The organism is Sphingopyxis sp. SE2, assembly GCF_032227185.1.
GTDB lineage: Bacteria > Pseudomonadota > Alphaproteobacteria > Sphingomonadales > Sphingomonadaceae > Sphingopyxis.
This window is the reverse complement of the sequence record NZ_JAPMXW010000001.1, coordinates 3,573,373-3,594,648: the sequence shown is the minus strand read 5'-3', so window position 1 is coordinate 3,594,648 and position 21,276 is coordinate 3,573,373. Positions and strand designations below refer to the sequence as shown.

General features: G+C 65.6%; 21 protein-coding genes. 10 read left to right on the top strand and 11 right to left on the bottom strand.

All coding sequences use genetic code 11. The features are described from left to right. Position 1 precedes the first annotated feature (1 nt). Both flgC and OVY29_RS17205 read right to left on the bottom strand, forming a co-directional pair. The gene (gene flgC, locus OVY29_RS17210) at positions 2-412 is read right to left on the bottom strand and encodes a flagellar basal body rod protein FlgC (RefSeq protein WP_037512556.1); all 411 of its coding nucleotides are present in this window, start codon (positions 410-412) and stop codon (positions 2-4) included. Then, positions 409-750 carry a flagellar basal body rod protein FlgB gene (locus OVY29_RS17205; protein WP_037557409.1) on the bottom strand — a complete coding sequence of 114 codons (342 nt, stop codon included), beginning with the start codon at positions 748-750 and terminating at the stop codon, positions 409-411. Before OVY29_RS17205 ends, flgC begins: the two co-directional genes overlap by 4 nt. 281 nt (positions 751-1,031) lie before the next feature. Here OVY29_RS17205 and OVY29_RS17200 point away from each other — a divergent pair, with 281 nt between their 5' ends. The 6 genes from OVY29_RS17200 to OVY29_RS17175 all read left to right on the top strand — a co-directional run bounded on the left by OVY29_RS17200 (position 1,032) and on the right by OVY29_RS17175 (position 6,076). Further along, positions 1,032-1,541 (top strand): flagella basal body P-ring formation protein FlgA, encoded by a 510-nt coding sequence (locus OVY29_RS17200; protein WP_037557410.1) that lies wholly within the window; start codon positions 1,032-1,034, stop codon positions 1,539-1,541. Positions 1,542-1,707: 166 nt separating this feature from the next. Then, positions 1,708-2,007 carry a flagellar biosynthesis anti-sigma factor FlgM gene (gene flgM, locus OVY29_RS17195; RefSeq protein WP_161786573.1) on the top strand — a complete coding sequence of 100 codons (300 nt, stop codon included), beginning with the start codon at positions 1,708-1,710 and terminating at the stop codon, positions 2,005-2,007. Positions 2,008-2,018: 11 nt separating this feature from the next. After that, entirely contained in the window at positions 2,019-2,312 is a 294-nt protein-coding gene (locus tag OVY29_RS17190) for a hypothetical protein (RefSeq protein ID WP_313911796.1), read from the top strand. An 80-nt stretch (positions 2,313-2,392) separates the two neighbouring features. Further along, complete coding sequence (locus OVY29_RS17185; RefSeq protein ID WP_037557412.1) at positions 2,393-3,223, top strand: transglycosylase SLT domain-containing protein; 831 nt, start codon at positions 2,393-2,395, stop codon at positions 3,221-3,223. Then, entirely contained in the window at positions 3,220-5,343 is a 2,124-nt protein-coding gene (gene flhA, locus OVY29_RS17180) for a flagellar biosynthesis protein FlhA (protein ID WP_313911795.1), read from the top strand. Before OVY29_RS17185 ends, flhA begins: the two co-directional genes overlap by 4 nt. After that, positions 5,333-6,076, top strand: coding sequence for a sigma-70 family RNA polymerase sigma factor (locus OVY29_RS17175; RefSeq protein ID WP_037557415.1), 744 nt, complete (start codon positions 5,333-5,335; stop codon positions 6,074-6,076). The genes flhA and OVY29_RS17175 overlap by 11 nt, the downstream gene beginning before the upstream one ends. Before the next feature lie 53 nt (positions 6,077-6,129). Here OVY29_RS17175 and OVY29_RS17170 read toward each other — a convergent pair whose 3' ends face one another. The 6 genes from OVY29_RS17170 to manD form a co-directional block, all read right to left on the bottom strand. Then, the gene (locus OVY29_RS17170) at positions 6,130-6,633 is read right to left on the bottom strand and encodes a MarR family winged helix-turn-helix transcriptional regulator (RefSeq protein ID WP_037557416.1); all 504 of its coding nucleotides are present in this window, start codon (positions 6,631-6,633) and stop codon (positions 6,130-6,132) included. 27 nt (positions 6,634-6,660) lie between these two features. Beyond that, complete coding sequence (locus OVY29_RS17165) at positions 6,661-7,074, bottom strand: hypothetical protein (protein WP_313911794.1); 414 nt, start codon at positions 7,072-7,074, stop codon at positions 6,661-6,663. A gap of 25 nt (positions 7,075-7,099) precedes the next feature. After that, positions 7,100-7,477 (bottom strand): hypothetical protein, encoded by a 378-nt coding sequence (locus OVY29_RS17160; RefSeq protein WP_235211605.1) that lies wholly within the window; start codon positions 7,475-7,477, stop codon positions 7,100-7,102. Between the two features lie 55 nt (positions 7,478-7,532). After that, positions 7,533-8,012: a response regulator transcription factor gene (locus OVY29_RS17155; protein WP_037557418.1), complete on the bottom strand. Its 480-nt coding sequence runs from the start codon at positions 8,010-8,012 to the stop codon at positions 7,533-7,535. A gap of 103 nt (positions 8,013-8,115) precedes the next feature. Continuing rightward, complete coding sequence (locus tag OVY29_RS17150) at positions 8,116-8,823, bottom strand: FadR/GntR family transcriptional regulator (protein WP_037557419.1); 708 nt, start codon at positions 8,821-8,823, stop codon at positions 8,116-8,118. Between the two features lie 114 nt (positions 8,824-8,937). Further along, positions 8,938-10,149, bottom strand: coding sequence for a D-mannonate dehydratase ManD (manD, locus tag OVY29_RS17145; RefSeq protein WP_313911793.1), 1,212 nt, complete (start codon positions 10,147-10,149; stop codon positions 8,938-8,940). Between the two features lie 127 nt (positions 10,150-10,276). On the opposite strand from manD, the gene OVY29_RS17140 reads away from it, so the two are divergent. The 4 genes from OVY29_RS17140 to OVY29_RS17125 all read left to right on the top strand — a co-directional run bounded on the left by OVY29_RS17140 (position 10,277) and on the right by OVY29_RS17125 (position 16,916). Continuing rightward, positions 10,277-11,431, top strand: a complete 1,155-nt coding sequence (locus tag OVY29_RS17140; protein ID WP_313911792.1) for a glycoside hydrolase family 105 protein — start codon at positions 10,277-10,279, stop codon at positions 11,429-11,431. A gap of 159 nt (positions 11,432-11,590) precedes the next feature. Then, on the top strand, positions 11,591-14,512 hold the full coding sequence (locus tag OVY29_RS17135) for a TonB-dependent receptor (protein ID WP_313911791.1): 2,922 nt from the start codon (positions 11,591-11,593) through the stop codon (positions 14,510-14,512). Further along, entirely contained in the window at positions 14,509-15,756 is a 1,248-nt protein-coding gene (locus OVY29_RS17130) for an alginate lyase family protein (protein WP_052182465.1), read from the top strand. Before OVY29_RS17135 ends, OVY29_RS17130 begins: the two co-directional genes overlap by 4 nt. After that, complete coding sequence (locus OVY29_RS17125; protein WP_313911790.1) at positions 15,753-16,916, top strand: alginate lyase family protein; 1,164 nt, start codon at positions 15,753-15,755, stop codon at positions 16,914-16,916. The genes OVY29_RS17130 and OVY29_RS17125 overlap by 4 nt, the downstream gene beginning before the upstream one ends. On the opposite strand, the gene OVY29_RS17120 is transcribed toward OVY29_RS17125, so the two are convergent. The 3 genes from OVY29_RS17120 to OVY29_RS17110 form a co-directional block, all read right to left on the bottom strand. Next, entirely contained in the window at positions 16,913-18,517 is a 1,605-nt protein-coding gene (locus OVY29_RS17120; protein ID WP_313911789.1) for an acyl-CoA dehydrogenase family protein, read from the bottom strand. The two genes, OVY29_RS17125 and OVY29_RS17120, sit on opposite strands and share 4 nt — an antisense overlap. Before the next feature lie 133 nt (positions 18,518-18,650). Next, positions 18,651-19,874 carry an acetyl-CoA C-acetyltransferase gene (locus OVY29_RS17115; protein ID WP_313911788.1) on the bottom strand — a complete coding sequence of 408 codons (1,224 nt, stop codon included), beginning with the start codon at positions 19,872-19,874 and terminating at the stop codon, positions 18,651-18,653. Between the two features lie 157 nt (positions 19,875-20,031). Then, positions 20,032-21,240 (bottom strand): CoA transferase, encoded by a 1,209-nt coding sequence (locus OVY29_RS17110; RefSeq protein WP_313912076.1) that lies wholly within the window; start codon positions 21,238-21,240, stop codon positions 20,032-20,034. Between the last annotated feature and the right edge of the window lie 36 nt (positions 21,241-21,276).

Sequence of the window (21,276 nt, the reverse complement as noted above, 5' to 3'; positions counted from 1 at the left end):
CTTACTGTCCCATCCTGAGAGTTTCGTTGATCAGGCCCTTCGCGGTTTCGAGGACCTGGACATTGTTCTGATACTGGCGCGCGGTCTCGACCATCTCGACCAGCTCGGCGGCGCTATCGACCGCGGCTTCCCAGACGTTGCCGTCGGCGTCGGCGAGCGGGTTCGACGGATCATGGCGTTTCGACGGCGCCATTTTCGAGGTCGTGACCTGATCGATCTGGACCGTCGCGCGGCCATGGTCGTCCATCACGGTGCGAAACACCGGCTTCAGCGAGCGGAAGGCGCCCGCCTCGCTGCCCGCGACCGTCCCCGCGTTGGCAAGGTTCGACGCCGTCGTGTTCAGCCGGACGAGCTGCGCCGACATCGCGCGGCCGCTGATGTCGAAGACCGAGAAATTGCCGTTCATCGTCATTCGCCCTTGAGCGCGCGCGACAGCGTGTTGATGCGGCCGCTGAGGAAGGCGAGGCTCGACCGGTAGGCCAGCGCGTTTTCGGCATAGGCGGTCTGCTCGGTCGCCATCTCGACGGTGTTGCCGTCGAGCGACGCCTGGACCGGCACGCGATACGAAATCGCGCCGTCGGTCGAGGCGCCCTGCTGTGCGAGGTCGAGCGCCTTGGCGAAGTCGATGTCGCGCGCCTTGTAATTCGGCGTCGCGGCGTTCGCGATGTTCGACGCGAGCATCATCATGCGCTGGCTGCGCAGCTGGAGCGCAGTCGCGTGCAGGCCAAAGAGTTTCTCGGATGCCATCATCCCGTTCCTTCATTTGCCGCCATCCGGCGGCGGGGCTTTCGCCGGGTCCGGCCGGGTGGCACGGACGCGCGGAAATACACCAAGGCATGATGCAATGGCCGTGCCAAAAGAAATTAATCATCATATTTCAATAATTTATATGGAGTTCAATGCAAGGTGCGAGCGCCCTCGTCAAAAAACCGACGACGCCCGTCGCCCCTCGGCAAAACCGCGCGTCAAACCGCGACTGGCACGCTTCCTGCAGCTTATCGGGCGAACAACCGGACCGAAGGAGATCGACCTTGTCCCGCAAAATTCTCGCCGGCCTCGCCGCCTGCCTCATCGCCGCCCCATATGGTGCCGGCGCCCAGCAGGCGACCGAAGACTGGCAAACGATCGACGCGCTGACCGCGACGGTCGCCAATGCGCTGGGCCGTACGGCGACGCCGATCGATCGCCGCATCAAGCTCGCGCGCTGCCCCGAACAGGCGTCGATCACCGCGATCGACGCGCACACGCTTGCAGTGCGCTGCGACGCGCTCGGCTGGCGCCTGCGCGTCCCGATGACGGGACCCGCCGGCGCCGCACCCGCGGCGGCAAGCTATGCCCGCCCCGCGCAAAGCGCCCCGGTGATCCGCCGCGGCGACAATGTTCGCGTCACGATCGACACGCAAAGCTATTCGATCAGCTATGCCGCGATCGCCGCCGAGGACGGCCGCGTCGGCGAGACGATTGCGCTCAAGGGCGAGGACAACAAGTCGAAGCTCAGCGCCACCGTCACAGGGCCGGGGCGCGCCGTCCTGCACGACTGATCTTTCTTACCTTACCCTCCTCCAGGCCCGGCCTGTCGGCTTTCCGACGGCGCCGGGCCTTTCTTTTGTTTTTTTGATCAGCCGCCTTAATCGCCGCATACACCGTCCGTTAAAGCCTTCGTGAACCGCGCCGTCACTTTTCTGACGGCACCGGATGGAGGCTTTTATGTCGGGTGACAGCAAGATCGGACCAGTCGGCGCCGTCGGCCGCGCCGTCCCGTTGCGCCGGGTCGCGAGCGAAAGTGTCGCGGCGATGCGCACGCCCGCACAGCTCCAGCCGGCACAGGAAAATCTGCCGACCGCGAAGCTGACGCGCCTCGCCGGTAGCCTGGCCGACCAGGCGCCGCCGGTCGACGTCGCGCGCGTCGCATCGCTGCGCACCGCGATCGCCAACGGCAGCTATAGCGTCCACCCCGCGATCATCGCGAGCGCGATGCTCGACTTTCACGGCCGCGGGGCCGAATGATGCTGGCGCAGATGGATGAGGTTCAGGCGCGGCTCAACACGCTCGTCGGCGCGCTCGACGGGCATGATGCCGGCGCGATCATCGCCGCGACCGAGGAACTCGCGACCGCGGTGATCCTGTTTCGCGGCGCGGCGGTCCCCGCGGGCAGCGAGCATCGCGCGCGCGCGCTGATCGGGCAGACGCTGAACCAGCTCGAAGCCGCTGCGGTGCGCGTCAACATATTGAAGAACTGGACGCGTCAGAGGATTGACAAAAGCCATGACATCCGCGGCACCCGCCCGCGCGGAGCTGCTTTAAGCTACTAAAAATAAACAAAATATCGGTCGTTTCCGCGAAATGGCACGATGATTGCTTTTGGTCTGCTGAACAAGCGGAACCGAAAGCCATGAACGCAATCAACAATCCCCAGGGCGCCAACCGCATCGCCGCCCCCGTGCTCGACGCGGTGCAGAATGCGTCGGTGCGGTCGGGAATCGATTTCGACTATCTGTTCGACGTCGCGCGCGTCGAGAGCGCCTATAATCCGGCCGCCAAAGCGTCGACCTCGTCGGCGCGCGGCCTCTATCAGTTCACCAAGCAGACCTGGCTCGCGACGCTCGACCGCCACGGCGCGAACCACGGCCTCGCCTGGGCGGCCGATGCGATCGGCCGCGACGCGTCGGGCCGGCTGAGCGTCGCCGATCCCGCGCTTCGTCAGCAGATCTTCGACCTGCGCGACGATCCCGCCGCCTCCTCGAATATGGCCGCCGCGCTGACCGGCGACAATCGCGCCTATCTCGAAAGCCGGATCGGCCGCAGCGCCGAGCCGGTCGACCTCTATCTCGCGCATTTCCTCGGGAGCGGCGGCGCCGCCAAATTCCTGACGGCGCTCGCGGCCGATCCCGACCAGCCCGGCGCGTCGATGATGCCCGAGGCGGCCGCCGCAAACCGGTCGGTCTTCTACGCCGGCGACGGCAGCATGCGCAGCCTTGCGGAGATCCGCGAACGCTTTCGCGTGAAGCTCGAAGAGGGCGGCAAGATCGAAAATATGAAGCCCTTCGCCCCCACCGGCTGGCACGCGCAGGCGAGCAGCTCGAGCGGGTTGGCGAGCGCCGCCGGCGGAGGACGTCCGCCGCTCCAGATGATGGATATCCAGCCTATGCCAAAGAAGCTCTCGATGGGCTTTGCCGCCGATGCCTATCGGCGGCTCGCGTCGCTTTCGGGAGGCGCGGCATGACCGCTGGCTTCAACCTCCGCAATTTCGCGCGCTTCGCCAGCGTCTCGGCGCTGCCGGCGGGGATGCTGATCCTCGTCGGGCTGATGGTGATCCCGGTCTCGCCGCTGATTCTCGACATCAGCTTCGTCGCGAACATCATGATCAGCCTGTTGATCCTGATGGTCGCGCTGCAGGCGTCGAAACCGCTCGACTTCTCGGCTTTTCCGACCGTGCTGCTGCTCGCGACCCTGTTCCGCCTTGCATTGAACGTCGCCTCGACGCGCGTCGTGCTCGTCCACGGCCACGAGGGCACCGCGGCGGCGGGCCATGTCATCGAGGCGTTCGGCCAAGTGCTGATCGGCGGCGACTATGTCGTCGGCCTGTTCGTGTTTTTCGTGCTGATGATCATCAACCTGATCGTGATCACCAAGGGCGCGGGCCGCGTGTCCGAAGTGTCGGCGCGTTTCACCCTCGATGCGCTGCCCGGCAAGCAGATGGCGATCGACGCCGATCTCAATGCCGGGCTGCTCGCCCCCGAAGAAGCCAAGGCGCGCCGCGTCGAGGTCGGCACCGAAGCCGATTTCTACGGCTCGATGGACGGCGCCTCGAAATTCGTGAAGGGCGACGCGGTCGCGGGCCTCTTGATCCTGTTCGTCAACATCGTCGGCGGGCTGATCCTCGGCATGTTCAGCCACGGCCTCAGCCTGTCCGAAGCCGGAAGCACCTATATCACACTCGCGATCGGCGACGCGCTCGTCGCGCAGATTCCAGCGCTTTTGCTGTCGATTGCCGCCGCCGCGATCGTCACCCGCGTCGCGTCGCCCTTCGACCTCAGCGGCCAGATCGGCAGCCAATTCTCCTCGCCCGTCATCTGGATGGCGGTCGGCGGCATCCTCCTCATCCTCGGCCTCGTTCCCGCGATGCCGCAGATGCTGATCCTGCCCGCCGCCGCGCTCTCCTTCGCGATCGGCTGGCAGCTCCGCCGAGCCGAAGCCGCGGTCGCCGACCTGCCCGAGCCCGCCGCGCCCGCGCCCGACCCCTCGCACATCGAATGGGCCGACGTCAGCGACGCAAGCGCGTGCCAGCTCGAGATCGGCTATGCGCTCGTCACCCTCGTCGACGAACGCAAGGGATCGCCGCTGATGACGCGCATCACCGGCATCCGCCGCCAGCTGTCGAAGGAACTCGGCTTCGTCGTCCCGCCGGTGAAGGTCAGCGACGATCTGTCGCTGCCCGGCAACGTCTATCGCATCTCGGTCGCCGGGGTGATCGTCGGCGAGGATGAGGTCTTCCCCAACGAGATGCTCGCGCTCGATTCGGGCGACCTCGTCACCAAGGTGACCGGGCGGCCGTGCAAGGATCCGACCTTCGGCCTCGACGCGCTGTGGATTCCGAAGGCGATGCAGAATGACGCGATCGCGGCGGGCTATACGGTCGTCGACCCCGCCACCGTCGTCGCGACGCACCTCAACAACAGTATCGTCGGATCGGCGGCCGAGCTGTTCGGCATCGACGATGCGCAGGCGCTGATCGACAATCTCAAGACGCATTATCCGCAGCTCGCGCAGAATCTCTCGCCGCAAGGCTATTCGCTGCCGCGCGTCGCGAGCCTTTGCAAATCGCTGCTCGTCGAACGCGTGCCGCTGCGCGATTTCCGCAAGATCGCCGAGGCGATGGTTGCGCTGTCGGGCCAGCAACTCGGCGAAATCGACCTGGTCGAGGCGGTGCGCCAGCGCATCGGCGCGCTCATCGTCCAGACGATCGTGCCGAGCCGGATGCCGCTTCCCGTCGTCACCTTCAGCCCCGAAATCGAAATGCTTCTCAACCAGGCCGTGCGCGCCAATCCGGCCGCCGAATGGCCGTTCGAACATGGCATGGCGATGACGATCATCGAACAGGTCGGACAGGCGGTCGAACCGCTGCTGCTCCAGACGCGCAGCTTCGCGCTCGTCGCCTCGCCGATCTGCCGCTCCGCGCTTTCGCGCCTCGTGCGCGCCACTTTCCCCGACGTCGCCGTCATCTCCTACCTCGAGATTCCCGCGACCAAGCAGACCGAAATCGTCGCGACGATCGGCGCCGAAGTGCCGCGCCTCGCGTCCGGGCCCGACGCCCCCATGGAGGACCAAGTGCATGAGAATTGAGCCCGCCGAGCAATTTGCCGCGAGCGGCCGAGCGCCGGGTGCGCGAGGCTATGGCGAAAGCGTCGAGGCGCTGGTCGAGGAATATGCCCCGCTGGTGCGCAAGATCGCGTGGCAGGTCTTTTCGCGCGTGTCGCGGACCAGCGAACTCGACGATCTGATCCAGACCGGGCTGATCGCGCTGATCGAAGCGAGCCGCCATTATGAGGAGCGCGGCTTCGCCTTTGCCACCTATGCGACAACGCGCATTCGCGGCGCGATGATCGACCAGCTGCGCCGCGAGGCCGACGTCGGCCGCTCGGCGATGGTCGCCGCGAAGCGGATCCAGGCGATGCGCGGCGCGCTCGAACAGCAGCTGATGCGCGCGCCGACCGCGGCCGAGATGGCGGTCGCGTTCGACATGTCGGCCGAGGATTATTTCGCGCTCGAACGCAATGCGACGCACGGCCGGTCGACCTCGCTCGACGAATTGACCGACATCGGCGCTTTCCTCGCCGCCGACGAGGATGCCGGCGCCGACGAACGCTGCGAGCAGGAGGATCTGATGGGGGCGCTGCGCGAGTGCGTCGGCCGCCTGTCCGAGCGCGAGCAGATGGTGCTCCAGCTCTATTTCTTCGAAGAACTCAACCTGCACGAAATCGGCCTGACGCTCGACGTCAGCGCCGCGCGCATCTGCCAGATCAAGCGCGAGGCGATGATCAAGGTCGACCGCATGATGAAGGAAATGACCGAATAGGAGCGGCCGGGTGCGGTGCGCGCGACCAGTCGCCCCCGCACCCGATCCGGGGATCAGGCCGCCAGCGGGGGAAGAGCCTGGCGGACGCCGCCGATCTTTTCGAAATAGCTCGCCATGCGCTCGGTCCCGCTGTCGCTCAGGCGCACGATCGTGCGGCGGCGATCGCGCTCGTCGATCGAGCGATGCACCAGTCCGCGCTGCTCGAGCGATGCGATCATGCGCAGCCCCGACGACAGCGGAACCCCCGCCCCGGTCGCGAGATCGCTCGCGCTGAGCATACGGCCGTGCGCGCCCGCGAGCATCAGATCGAGCATCATGTCCCAGACAGGCCCCGACATTTCGGCGGTCCCGAAATGGCTGCGGCGGATACGCCGGATCTGGATGCTGAGCGACAATTGGTCGAGCAGCCCCGCGCTTGTCGCCGCGTCGCGGCGAACAGCTTCGGCCGGGCGCGCGGCGGCGGATGGCGATTCCTCGCCGCGGCTCGCGAGCAGTTCGTGGATCTGGTCGACCCGCGATTTCAGCTCGGCAATTTCTTCGTTCGAAAACGGCTGCATGTGACGATGCCCCTGGGGAGCCACATTTCAGGCCGTAACGTCATTCCGCCGACTGTAGGATCCCGATGCGTAGATGATCAGCAACAGGATCGGATAGGATATATACACCGAGAGCAGCGAATAGGGCCGCGCCAATATCTCCGCGAACATGAGTTTCTGGATATGCCCGAATATGGCGATCAGCTGCCATCCGGTAATCCAGTAAGGCCAGAAACTCTGCGTCCGCATGGCGATGAACCAGAAGCTCATCAGAACCAGTACGTCGATGATGAAGATATTGACCTCGATGTTGGTCCAGGTCGGGAAAGGCGTCACGGCCGTCGTGAGGACCGAGGCGATCAATGCCGTATAGGCTGCCCAGCGTTCGAGCGGTCCGCCGCGTCGGATCGCGACGGCGACGGTGATGAGCAGAACGGCATAATAGATCGCCACGGACCACATTGTGGCAGTCAACCTTTCTTGCGGATCAACCGGCCTTCGCGAACGCCGGCGCGTCGGCGCCCTGGCGGTCGTTGCTGCCCTCGTCGACCAGCTTCGCGCTCGCCGGCTTGACGCCCGCGCCGAACATGCGCGTGCCGAGGCCGACTTCCTTCTGCGTCACGGTCAGCGCCAGATGCGCGTCGGTCAAGAGCTGGCGGACCTCGCCGGCGGCGGCGAGCGCCTGTGCGACCTTCGCCATCGCTTCCTGGCCGACGATCGCCGACATATTCGTCTCGCGGCGCGCGGCGGGCAGCGTCGCGGCGAGCTGCGCGATGCGGATCATCGCTTCGTCGATGGCGTCTTCGGCCAGATGCAGCTCGGAAGCGATCTTCTTCGCCGCAGAAACTCGTTGATTCAGCATCATCTTTTTCCTTGAAAAAGAATGCTACCGGTTCCCCCCCGCAGCATTCGTTCGAACATCAGGTCAGAACGCGACCGAGTCCGACAAGGATCGAATAGAGGGCGGAGAAAGCCAAAATCGTCGCGAAGGCGATCAGGATTGGCCAGATTATCCTTTCCATCAACCCATGCCGGTTGGCCGGCTGGGACGCGGTAGGAAATGGCGAACCAATATCGAAAAATCGCCGAAACGAACTGCGCCCCGGTTCCGCATCGACGGCTGGAGGAACCTCGCCTAGGTCGATCAATTGATATGTCAAAGGCTGATAAGGGGTAACATGATCGAAGACACCGTTAACCGCCAGGATCCGCGCCGCTTCGATTCTGTTGGAAACATTAAGTTTTTTTAACACGCGCCGAACACGCTCATCGACGGTGTGCGGCGACACGTTCATCAGACGGGCAATCTGCTTGGAATTTTTATGCTCGTAAACGTGCCGCAGCGTCTCGATCTGCGCGGCCGACAGCAGGCTGAGGTAATTGTCGGGGTCGCCTTGCACGGGGGTTGGAATAGAGCATCACGAGTCGAAATCAAGGTCGGTAGCTAGCTAATTTCCTTGCCGCTCCATATTCGGCCACCGCTCCGGCGTCCGATTCGCCCCGCTATCGGCTCTCCTTCAAACCGCGATAGCGCTGGATCGACTTTTCGATGTGCCGGCGCGCGGCGCGGCGCGCGGCGACGGGATCGCCCGCCTCGATCGCGACGACGATCGCCTCATGATCGCGATTGATCGTGTGCGCGTAGCGCTGGTGCCGGACCGGATCGTCGCCCTGCAGATAGAGCCGCCGCGACGGCACGAGCCGCACGCCGAGAAACTGCGTGAAGCGCAGGAAATAGGGATTGCCGGTCGCGCTTGCGATCGCGGCGTGAAAGGCGGCGTCGGCGGCGACCGACGCATCGACGTCGCGGCTTTCCTCCATCGCGTCGAGCGTATGCCGCAGCGCCGCAAGGTCCGCATCGGTCCGGCGCCGGGCGGCAAGGTCGGCCATTTCGACCTCGAACCCCATGCGCATTTCGAGCAGCCTCAATACATCGTCGATCTCGCCGATTTCTTCGGCAGTCACCTGGAAGGCGCGATATTGCGCGCCGTCGGGAACATAGGCGCCCGATCCGCGCCGCGAGACCAGCAGGCCGCGCGCCGCGAGCCGCGAATAGGCCTCGCGCACGACCGTGCGGCTGACGCCGAACGTCTCGGTGATCTCTTTTTCGGTCGGGAAACGCGATCCGACGGGCATTTCGCCCGTTTCGATCTGTTCCTCGAAACGCTGGACCAGATCGTCGGCCAGCGATGCCGCCTTGGTTACCGCCATGGATGCTGCGTTATCATCGAGCCGCGAGGCTGGCTAGGGTCCGTGCCCATGAATTACGCGTTCGAAGTTGGGGCGATTTTGTCCGGTGCGAAAAGGCAAGGATCTTCGACCGCATCACCAACTCCACATCGTTCCGTCCTCAAGCCGGTTCACCGGCAGATAGGCGCGAGCATAAGGAAAGGTTTCGGCGAGCGCCTCGTCGATCTCGACGCCGAGGCCGGGCGCGTCGCCCGGATGCAGCATGCCTTCCGCGAAGCGGTAGGCATGCGGAAAAACCGAGTCGGTCTCCACCGTGTGGCGCATATATTCCTGTATACCGAAATTGGGGATCGAAAGCCCGAGGTGCAGCGCCGCCGCCATCGTCACCGGCGACAGGTCGGTCGCGCCGTGGCAGCCGGTGCGGACCTGGTGGAGGTCGGCGAGAGAGGCGATCTGTCGCATATGCGTGATGCCGCCCGCGTGGAGCACCGTCGCGCGGATATAGTCGATCAGCCGGTTCTCGATCAGATGCTTGCAATCCCACACCGACGAGAAAATCTCGCCGACCGCGAGCGGCGTCGTCGTGTGCTGGCGGATCAGGCGGAACGCCTCCTGATCTTCGGCCGGGGTCGCATCCTCGATCCAGAAGGGACGATAGGGCTCGAGATCCTTGCCGAGCCGCGCCGCCTCGATCGGGGTCAGCCGGTGATGGATGTCGTGGAGCAGATGGACGTCCCAACCGAGCGCCTCGCGCGCCGCGGCGAAGAGTTCGGGGACGATCCGCATATATTTCGCCGTCGACCAGATATTTTCGGTCGGCAGGTCATTGTCGGCAGGCTCGTAGAAATAGCGGTCCTTGCTGACACCATAGGTCGACGCCATCCCGGGCACGCCGCACTGCAGGCGAATCGCCTTATACCCCTGCCGCTGGTAATCGAGGGCCGCCTCGATCGTATCTTCGATCGTCGTTCCGTTGGCGTGGCCATAGACCATGCAGCCCTCGCGCGCCGCGCCGCCGAGCAATTGATAGACCGGCAGCCCCGCGATCTTGCCCTTGATGTCCCACAGCGCCATGTCGACCGCCGCGATCGCCGCCATCGTCACCGGCCCGCGGCGCCAATAGGCGCCCTTGTAGAGAAATTGCCAGATATCCTCGATCCGATGTGCGTCGCGCCCGATCAGACAGGGGACGACATGCTCCGAAAGATAGGCCGCGACGGCCAGTTCGCGGCCGTTGAGCGTCGCATCGCCGACGCCGGTCGTGCCGTCATCGCATTCGATTTTCAGCGTCGTGAAATTCCGGCCCGGCGAGGTCAATATCACCCGGGCTGACACGATTTTCGGCATTCCATTCCCTCTGGCCATATGCGCTAGTTGTGTGACAACATTATTGACACTCGATTAAAAAGGAAAGAGGTATGTCACCGGTGTCAAGGCGAAAAGCCGGGCCCGCTTGAGAGGGAGAGGATATGCCATGTCGCTGAGCCTGTTTTCGATTCTGATGACGACGCCCGCGGCCTTGGCGGCGCCCGCCGAGCCGGTGATGCCGCACCCCGCCGCGATCCTCACCGACACGCGCCGCGTTGCCGACTGGCAGCTCGCGAACCGCACCAACTGGGCGACGATGCCGGCGGCGCGCAAGAGCGTACAAGAGGTACGCGACTGGCAGCAGGCGACCTTCTGGGTCGCGCTGACCGAGCTCGCGAACCGCGACAGACGATATGCAAAGCCGCTGCTCGACCTTGGCCGCGCCGAAAAATGGCAACTGGGCGACCTTCCCTTTCACGCCGACGATCAGCTGATCGGGCAGGCGTGGCTATGGGCGGCGAAAAATGGCGCGGGCAAGAAGGCGATCGCGCCGATGCGCGCCTATTTCGACCATGTCCTCGCCAACCGGCCGACGATGGGGCTCGAATTCATCCCCGTCGCGCCCGGCAAGGGCACGTCGGCCTGCACCGATCGCTGGTGCTGGTGCGACGCGCTCTTCATGGCGCCGCCGACGCTGCTCCGCCTCGCCAAAGCGACCGGCGACAAGCGCTATGCCGATTTCGTGCACGAAGAGTGGAAGGCGACGACCGACTATCTCTTCGACCCGTCGGAACAGCTCTATTTTCGCGACAGCCGCTTTTTCGACATGCGCGACGCCAAGGGGCGCAAGCTGTTCTGGAGCCGTGGCAACGGCTGGGTGATGGGCGGGCTCGTCCGCGTGCTGCAGGTGCTGGACAAGAAGGACCCGCAGCGCCCCTATTATGAGAAATTGTTCAAGGACATGGCAACCCGGCTCGTGACGCTGCAAAAGGCCGACGGATACTGGCCCGCCTCGCTGCTCGACAACAACCCCGGCACGCCGCCCGAATCGAGCGGCACCGCCTTCTTCACCTATGCCTTCGCATGGGGGGTCGACAACGGCCTCCTCGACCGCGCGACCTACGAGCCCGCCGCAGTGCGCGGCTGGGCGGCGCTCGGCCGCGCGGTCCAGCCCGACGGCATGCTCGGCTGGGTCCAGCAGGTCGGCGACCGCCCCGACAGCGTCTCGGCAAAGGAGACACAATTCTACGGCAGCGGCGCCTATCTGCTCGCGGGAACCGCGATGTTCGATTTGGCGAAAAAGCGCGGAAAGCCTCAATAAATTCGGCGGTTGCGGTTCATACCGGCTCCCGGCGCGAATGATTGACTTCTCCTTTTAGAGTTGTAATACAATTTGGAAGTTGTATAACAACTTAAATTGACACCGGTATCAACCGGGTCCGCGCCGCAAATCCAGGGGCGGCATAAAAAGGAGAGGAAAATGAAGCCATCATCGGTCCTGCCGACCCGCGCCGCCTTGCTGGCGTCGGCGGCGCTGTTCGCCGCGATGCCCGTATGGGCCCAGGAAGCGCCCGCCGAAACCAAAGGCGAGGCGGCGGCAGCGGTCGATGGCGGCGACGAGATCCTCGTCACGGGCACGCGCGCGACGCAGCGCAGCTCGATCGAGTTCAAGCGCGCCGCCGATGTCGTCGTCGACGGCCTCGTCAGCGAAGAGATCGGCGCGACCCCCGACAATTCGGTCGGCGACACGCTCGAACGCATCGTCGGCGTCTCGGCAGACCGCTTCAAGGGCAACGCCAACGAACTGTCGGTGCGCGGCCTTGGTCCGACCTTGAGCTTTTCGACCTTCAACGGCCGCGAAGTGTCGACCGCGGGGCCCGACCGCTCGGTCGCCTTCCAGCAATTCCCGTCCGAGCTGGTCAACGGCGTCCTCGTCTACAAGACGCAGCGCGCCGACTTTCTCGAAGGCGGCGTCGGCGGGGTGATCGAGCTTCGCTCGATGAAGCCGCTCGATTATGGCAAGCGGCGCATCCAGCTCGAGGTGCGCGGCGACTTCCAGCCGCAGGACGACGATGTCTATCAGCACGACGGGCTTGGCTACCGCGCCAATATTTCCTACACCGACCAATATGAAACCGGGCTCGGCGACATCGGCGTGTCGATCGGTTACCAGCGTCAGGACACGAGCGCGCCCGAGGATTATTACAACGGCAATTCGACCTTCCAGCTCTGCAACACCTCCGCCGACAATCCCTGGCAGCTGACCGGCAATGCCGCGACGCAGGCAGCCGCCGGCGCCAACATCAACTGCACCTTCGCCGAAGGGCCGCGCACCGCCAATGGCGTGACGGTCGGCGAAACGATCGGGGATTATTATTTCCCCACCTCGTCGCGCAGCTTCCGCACCCAGAAAACCTCGGAGATTCGCGACGGGCTGATCGGCGCGATCCAGTGGCGCCCGTCACCCGAATTCGAGATCGCGATCGACGGCCAATATTCGAAGCGCCGCAGCCGCGAGGACCGCAACGTGCTCGGCATCCCCGAAGGGCTGCGCGGGATCGAACCGCTGGTCATCGGCGACGGCAGCAACGGCTATTCGCCCGGCGCGCTGATCAGCTATCGCGGCAATTCGAATATCGAGAACCAGCTCGAAACGCGCCAGCGTAACGAAAGCTACAAGGGCGGCGGCCTCAATCTGATCTGGACCCCCGATCGCTGGACAGTCAGCTTCGACGGATCCTATTCGGACAGCCACCGCACCGAAACGCAGAAGGCGACGCGCATGCGATCGAACCGCCGCGTCGGCTATACGCTGTCCTATGTCGACGACAATGTCGTGCCAGTCGTCGAATTCGAGGATTTCGACATCACCGACCACGACCTGTTCCTGACCACCGCGCCCAATTCGGTCTATGCGCGCAACCGCTTCGTCACCGACCGCCGCGACCGGATCTGGGCCGGACGGCTCGACGTGGAGCGCGAGTTCGACGGCTTCATCACCTCGGTCAAGGTCGGCGGCCGCTATTCGGACCACCAGCGCACCAACGACAATGCCCGCAACAACGACCTCAACACGCTGGCCGCTATCGACGGCACGACCCCGGCGGAGCTGATCGCGCAGGCGAACCAGAATTGCCGCGTGCCCTTTACCACCACCAGCTACATGCAGGACATGGGCACCAACGTCACGCGTTGGGCGACGTTCGATAACGACTGCCTGTTCCGCACCTTCACCGGCGGCGACGACGCGCTGCCCTATCCGACCGACGGCCGCGACCCGAGCGACATCGACGTCACCGAGCGCATCTATGCGCTCTACGGCCTCGCCAATTTCGAATCGCAGGCGGGCAGCGTGCCGTTCAGCGGCAATATCGGGCTACGCTGGGTCAAGACCGACATCACCTCGATCGGCTATCGCCAGCCCTATGTGATCACGATCGACACCGCCGGCGACAGCTATAGCGTCGACCCCGATCCGGACGGCGAACTGCTGACGAACCGCGCCACGGGCAGCTATAATTATTTCCTGCCGAGCGCGAACATCGCCTTCGACCTGTCGCAAGAGGTCAAGCTGCGCCTCGCCGCCTATCGCGCGATCGCGCGGTCGGGGATTGAAAGCTTCGGCGCGGGCATCCGGCTCAACCCCTCGGCGGGCACGGGGCTCGACAATATCATCTTCGACGCGACCACCGGCAACCCGAACCTCAAGCCGCTGCGCGCATGGAACCTCGATGCGAGCCTCGAGCTCTATGCGTCGCAAGACACGCTTCTCTCGATCGCGGGCTATTATAAGTGGGCGAAGGGCACGGTGATCAGCGCCGAGGAGCCGATCCCGACCGACGTCACCATCACGACGATCCGCGACGGCGGCGCGCCGGTAACCGAGACCGTTACCATCGCACCGGTCGCCCCGACCAACGACAGCGAGACGCGGCATCTCTACGGGATCGAGGCGACCGCGAGCCACGCCTTCACCTGGCTTCCCGACCCGCTCGACGGGCTCGGCATCCAGGGATCGGTCAACCGCGCCTTCGCCAATTTCGAATATCCCGATACCTCGCCGATCGCCGACTATGTCGATCCCGCGAACCTGATCGGCCTGTCGAAATGGACCGCGAGCGGATCGGTGTGGTTCGAAAAATGGGGCCTCTCGCTGCGCGCCAACCTTCGCTACCGCTCGGGCTATTACAAGCCGAACAGCGGCACCAATCGCGAGATTCGCGGCGCGACCTACATCAATCTGTCGGCGCAATATAATCTCACCGACAATGTCCAGCTCAAGCTGCAGGCGCTCAACGTCACCGGCACCAACGACATCATGTACAAGGGCGGATACGACAGCATCGCCGAGGTGTCGCGCAGCGGTACGCAATATTTCTTCGGCTTCCGGGTCCGCCTGTGAAGCCAGCAGTTTTAGCCCGACTCCCTTGGGCTATCCTGGCCGCCGCCGCGACTCCGTCCGCGGCGGCGGCTTTTTCCTCAACGCCTGCTTGTGAGACGAGCGAAGGCTATTCGGCGTCGTTCGATGGTCGCCGCACCTTCGCGCTGCGCCCCGCCGATCTCGAAGCGATCAAGGCGGCGCTGCCAACCGATCCGGCGATCGGCGCCGCCTATCGCGACCTGATCGTCCGCGCCGACAAGGCGCTGGCGGCGAAACCCGCGTCGGTGACCGACAAGCGCAGCATCCCCCTATCGGGCGACCGCCACGATTATGTCAGCCTCGCGCGCTATTGGTGGCCGAACCCCGCCAATCCAAACGGCGCCTATGTCCGCCGCGACGGCGACACCAATCCCGATATCGAATCGGGCCGCTTCGACCGCGCCGCGCTTGCGCGCATGGTGCGCGACGCCGACACGCTCGGCCTCGCTTATTATTACAGTGGCGAGCGAACATATGCCGACGGCGCCGCGCGCGTCATCCGCGTCTGGTTCCTCGATCCCGCGACGCGCATGAACCCGAACATGAACTTCGCGCAAGCCGTGCCCGGCGTGTCGAACGGTCGCGCCGAAGGCGTGCTCGACGGCGCGGGCTTCGTCGCGGTGATCGACGCCGCCGGGCTGATCGCGCCGTCGGGCGCGCTGACGGCGGACGAAATGACCGCGCTCGAAGGCTGGTTTTCGCGCTATCTCGACTGGATGCTGACGAGTCCGAACGGCAGGGCGGAAGGCAAGGCCGCCAATAACCATGGCCTTTGGTACGACGCGCAGGTCGCGCGCTTCGCACTGTTCGCGCGGCGCCCCGATGTCGCACGCCGGATCGTGGCGGCCTTTCCTGCAAGGCGCCTCGCACGGCAAGTCGATCCCTCAGGCGCCTTGCCCAAGGAGCTGACGCGAACGCGCAGCTTCCACTATTCGCTCTATGCGCTCGACGCCGCCTACACGCTGGCCGACAGCGCGGCGTGCCTTGGCATCGATCTCTATCGCGCCGAGGAACGCGGCCGCTCGCTGCGCCGGGCGACCGACTATGTCGCCGCATATCGCGGCCGCGCGTCCGACTGGCCGTACAAGGAACAGGGCTGGCCGGCCGCGATGCTGGACCGGCTGCTCGTTCGCGCCGACGATGCCTGGGGTCCGGGCGCCTATCCGCGCGCGGTCGACGGCGATCTGTTGCTTCGCCGTCGCATCGCCCCGAAGGGCCCCCAATGATCGCACGCCGCACCCTGCTACTCACCGCGCTGCTCGCCGCGTCCGCAGCATGGGCACGCCCGCAGCCCGGCGCGCTCGACATTCGCGCGATCGAGCGCCGCCGTCTGCTGCCGCAAGCCGAAGCCCTGCTCGCCGCCGAGCCGCGCACCATCGCCGCGATCCCCGCGCCGCGCAGTCCCGCCGGACCGCAGGATTATTATTCGGAAGGTGATTATTGGTGGCCCGATCCGGCGAACCCCGGCGGCGCCTATATCCGCCGCGACGGCCGCTCGAACCCCGACAAGTTCGACGGCCACCGCGACGCGCTGATCGCCTTCGGGCGGACCGTTCCCGCGCTCGCGGCGCTATGGGATCTCACCGGCGAGCCGCGCTTCGCCGACGCCGCGATGCGCCACCTCCACGCATGGTTCGTCGATCCAAAGACGCGGATGAACCCCAATCTCGACCGCGCGCAGGCGATCATCGGCGTCAATACGGGCCGCGCGATCGGGGTGATCGACACGCTGCAGATCGTCGAGGTCGCGCGCGCTGCGGCGCTGTTCGCGCGAAAGGACGCGCCGGGCTATGCCGCGATCCGCGCCGGCGTCGAAGGCTGGTTCGCATCCTATCTGGATTGGCTCACCACCTCGCCCTTCGGTACCGAAGAGCGCGACGAGAAGAATAACCACGGAACTTGCTGGCTCTTGCAGGCGGCCAGCTTCGCCGCATTGCTCGGCCGCGACGACATCCTCGCCGATGCCCGCGCCCGGCTCAAGACGATCATCATCCCGACGCAGATCGCCGCCGACGGCCGCCAGCCGCTCGAACTCGCGCGCACCAAGCCCTACGCCTATTCGCTCTTCAACCTCGACGTCCTCACCGCGTCGGCGTGGCTGCTCGGCGGCGGCGAGCTGATCGGCTGGAAGACCCCCGACGGCCGCTCGATCGGCGGCGCGATCGCATGGATGGCGCCCTATATCGCCGACAAGACGAAATGGCCGCTGCCGCCCGACGTGGAATATTGGGACGGCTTCCCCGTGCGCCAGCCGAGCCTGCTCTTCGGCGGCCTCGCGCAGGAACGCAGCGACTGGCTGGCGCTTTGGCAACGGCTGAACCCCGACCCCGTCGTCGGCGAGGTCGTGCGCAACTTCCCCGTTCGCCAGCCTTTGCTCTGGCTCTAGTTGCGGCCCTCGATCAGCCCGCGCGCAATCACCTGCGCCTGAATCTCGGCGGCGCCCTCGAAGATATTGAGGATGCGCGCGTCGCACAGCACACGGCTGATTTCATATTCCATGGCATAACCGTTGCCGCCATGGATCTGCAGGCTCGCATCGGCGTTCGACCAAGCGGCGCGCGCGGCGAGAAGCTTCGCCATCCCCGCCTCGATATCGCAGCGCTTGCCGCTGTCCTTCGCGCGCGCCGCCGCATAGCTGAGCTCGCGCGCCATCACGAAATCGACGAGGCTCATCGCGAGCTTGTCCGACACCCGCGGGAAATCGATGATCGCCCGGCCGAACTGCTTGCGGGCGAGCGCATAGTCGAGCCCGAGTTCGAGCGCGCGCCGCGCCACCCCGACAGCGCGCGCCGCGGTCTGGATCCGCGCGCCTTCGAAGGTGCGCATGAGCTGCTTGAACCCCTGCCCCTCCGCGCCGCCGAGCAGCGCGTCGGCGGGAGCGTGCATCGCATCGAACTGCAACGCATATTCGCGCATCCCGCGATAGCCGAGCACCTCGATCTCGCTGCCGCTCATGCCCTTGGCGGGGAAGGGATCGGCTTCGGTCCCGCGCGGCTTCGGGACGAGCAGCATCGACAACCCGGCATAGCCCTTCGCTTGCGGAAGCGTGCGCGCGAGCAGCGTCATCAGGTCCGAGCGCGCGGCGTGGGTGATCCAGTTTTTCGCGCCGTCTATGACCCACTGATTATCCTCGCGCCGCGCGCGGGTCTGGAGCGATCCGAGGTCCGATCCGACGTCGGGTTCGGTGAACACCGCGGTCGGCAACACCTCGCCGCTCGCGATCCGGGGCAGCCAATCCGCCTTCTGCGCCTCGGTTCCGCCCATCGCGATCAGCTCGCCCGCAATCTCCGACCGTGTGCCGAGCGATCCCGCGCCGATCCAGCCGCGCGACAATTCCTCGGTGACGATGCACATGACGAGCTTGCCGAGCCCGAGCCCGCCATATTCCTCGGGAATGCAGACGCCGAAGGTGCCGAGGTCGGCCATCGCCTGCACCGTCGCGTCGGGGATCAACGCATTGGCGAGGTGCCAGCCATGCGCGCCCGGCACGATCGCGGCGTCGGTGAAGCGGCGATACTGCTCGCGGATCGCGTCGAGATCGGCGTCGTGCAGCGTCTCGCTCGGCCACCGCCCCGCGGCGAGTTCGGCGGCGACGGCGGCACGGGTCGCGGCATGGTCGGTATCGAGCAGGCCGGCGCAGCTATCCGCGAGCGCGCGCGCCTCGACACCTAGGCCAAGATCGGCGGGGCGGAAAATCTCATTCTGCCCCATCGGCAATCCGCCGACGAGCTGGCCGATCCCCTCGGCGAACGCGAGCACCGCGACCTTCGCATCGAACGCATCGAGCGGGTTCGAGTTCTGGCCGGACTCGCACCACGCCAGCACCGCCTCCAGCGCCGCGACCGTCGTCGCGACCCATGCGAAGCCATGCGCCGCGCGCTGCTCGCGGTCGATCGGATGCAGCGCGAGCCGCTCCACGAGCGCCCTCCGCGCGGCGTCACGATAGGCCTGCGCTGCGTTCAGTGCGTTGTTCAGATCGGCTTGCATTACCAACAATCCGTTCGCCCTGAGCTTGTCGAAGGGCCGTTCTTCCTTTCGGGTCTCGCGAAGAAGGACGGTGCTTCGACAAGCTCAGCACAAACGGCTTTTTGTTGAGGTGGCGGTTTCACTTTCGTCGATCCTATGCCCCTCGGGCAGCGCGCTCGAAAATCGCGGCGATGCCTTGCCCACCGCCGATGCACATCGTCTCGAGCCCGTAACGCCCGTCGCGGCGCACCAGCTCGCGCGTGAGGTTCGCGAGAATACGTCCGCCGGTCGCGCCGATCGGATGGCCGAGCGAGATGCCCGATCCGTTGACGTTCAAAATCTCGCCCCGGCTGTCGTCGTCCGACCAGCCCCAGCCCTTGAGCACCGCCAGCACCTGCGGCGCGAAAGCCTCGTTGAGCTCGACGAGGTCGATGTCGCCCCAGCCGAGGCCGCTGCGCGCGAACAGCCGCTCGACCGCGGGGACCGGCCCGATCCCCATCCGGCTCGGATCGCAGCCCGCCGCCGCCGAGCTGTGATACCAGGCGATCGGTTCCAGCCCTAGTTCGTCGAGCTTGTCTTCGGCGACGACGAGGCACGCCGCCGCCGCATCATTCTGCTGGCTCGCATTGCCCGCCGTCACCACCCCGCCTTCGAGCGGGCGCAGCTTACCGAGCGTCTCCATCGTCGCGTCGGCACGATAACCCTCGTCATGTGCAAAGACGACCGGATCACCCTTCTTCTGCGGCACCTCGACCCGCACCAGCTCGTCGTCGAACAGTCCCTTCGCCCACGCCGCGGCGGCGCGCTGGTGGCTCTGCACCGCATAGGCGTCGGCTGCTTCGCGCGAGATGCCATAATCCCTGGCAAGATTTTCGGCGGTCTCGATCATGCCGCTGATCACCCCGAAGCGTTCGACCGGCTGCGACATCAGCCGCCCGCGCGTCAGCCGGTCGTGGAGCGTGAGGTTGCCCGCGCGCACGCCCTTGCGAATGTCGGTGCTGTAATGTTCGACGTTCGACATCGATTCGACGCCGCCCGCGACAACGACGTCGGACATACCCGTCTGCACCATCATCGCGGCGTTGATGATCGCTTGCAGCCCCGATCCGCAGCGGCGGTCGAGCTGATAGCCCGGCACCTCGAGCGGCAGCCCCGCGGCGAGCCATGACCAGTGGCCGATCGCGGGCGCTTCGCCATTGCCATAGCCCTGCGAAAAGACGACGTCGTCGACGCGCGCCGGGTCGATCTTCGTGCGTTCTATGAGCGCTTTCAAAATGACGGCGCCGAGCTCTCCCGCGGTCATCGACGAAAGCGCGCCCCCGAATTTTCCCACAGCGGTGCGGATCGGGGCGACGATGGCGGCGCGGCGCAGGGTCATGCTTGTCTCCAGGGATAATGCGTGAGTCTATAATTCCGATTCCCCGAGCGAAGACGAGGGGCTCGTTCGAGCGGAGCGAGAAACTGCGACGCGGCCGCCTCGACTTCGCTCGGCATAGCCCCTCGTCTTCGCTCGGGGAATCGGAAGCTGGGAAACGTCATTTTTTGCAACTCGCCACGCCGACGATACCGGCATCGATCAGGCGGGCGATCTCGCCCGAGGAAAGCGAAAGGCGGTCGGCGAGCACTTCTTCCGAATGCTGGCCGTTGAGCGGGGCAGCGCGCGGCGAATGGCGCTTCGCCTGCGGGATCGTCGAAAAGGCACCCGCTGCGGGATAGGCGAAGCCGCTCGGATTGTCCGCGGCGCCGAAGATCGGGTTGTCGGCGACGAGCGCGGGGTCCTGTACCGCGTCATACATGGTGCGATAGGGCGAATGAACGATCCCGCCCGCGTCGAAGGCGGCCGCCAGATCGTCATGGTCGCGCGCCGCGATCGCACGCTCGAACAGCGGATAGAGCGCGTCGCGGTGATCGAAGCGCAGCCCGTCGTCGGCCGCGAAGGACACGCCGCGATCGCTTTCGATCGCAGCGATCGCGTCGCCGAGTCCCAGCGCGGCGACCAGGTTCGTCCATTGGCGCGGCGTGACAACCACGATCATCGTGCGCCGTCCGTCGCGCGTTACGAAATCGCGCCCGAACAGCCCATAGACCGCATTGCCGAGCCGCGGGCGATTCGCGCCCGAATAAAGCACCTCTGCAACCCCGCCGAGGTTGGCGACGGTACCGATCGCAACGTCGGACAGCGGAAGCCGCACCTCGCCGCCCTCGCCGCTGACGTTCCGCCGCTGGATCGCCGCGAGCAGCGCGAAGGCGGCATAGGCGCCCGTCAGCAAATCCCACGCGGGCAACACATGGTTGACCGGATCGGGGCCCGCGCCGGTGAGCATCGGATAACCGACGCTGTTGTTCACCGTATAGTCGAGCGCGGGCGAGCCGTCGGCCCAGCCCATCACGCGCACGGTGATCAGGTCGGCGCGCCCCTCGGCGAGCGTGTCGTGCGACAGGAAACCGCCGACCGGGAAGTTGGTAACGAACTGCCCCGTCGCGCGCACCAGTTCCTGCAGCAGCTCGCGCCCCTCGGGCCGGCCGAGATCGAGCGCGACCGACTTTTTCGCGCGGTTGAGATTTTCCCAATAGAGCGAATCATTGGCCGCGGTCACCGGCCAGCGGCGGAAATCGGGGCCGCCACCGATCTGGTCGACGCGGATCACTTCGGCGCCCATCTGCGCGCAATAAAGCCCGGCGGTCGGGGAGGCGACGAAGGACGAAGCTTCGATCACCGACAGGCCGGCCAGCAGGTCGTACATCTGGCGCCCGTCTCCCCAGGTCATCGGCTCGAACGG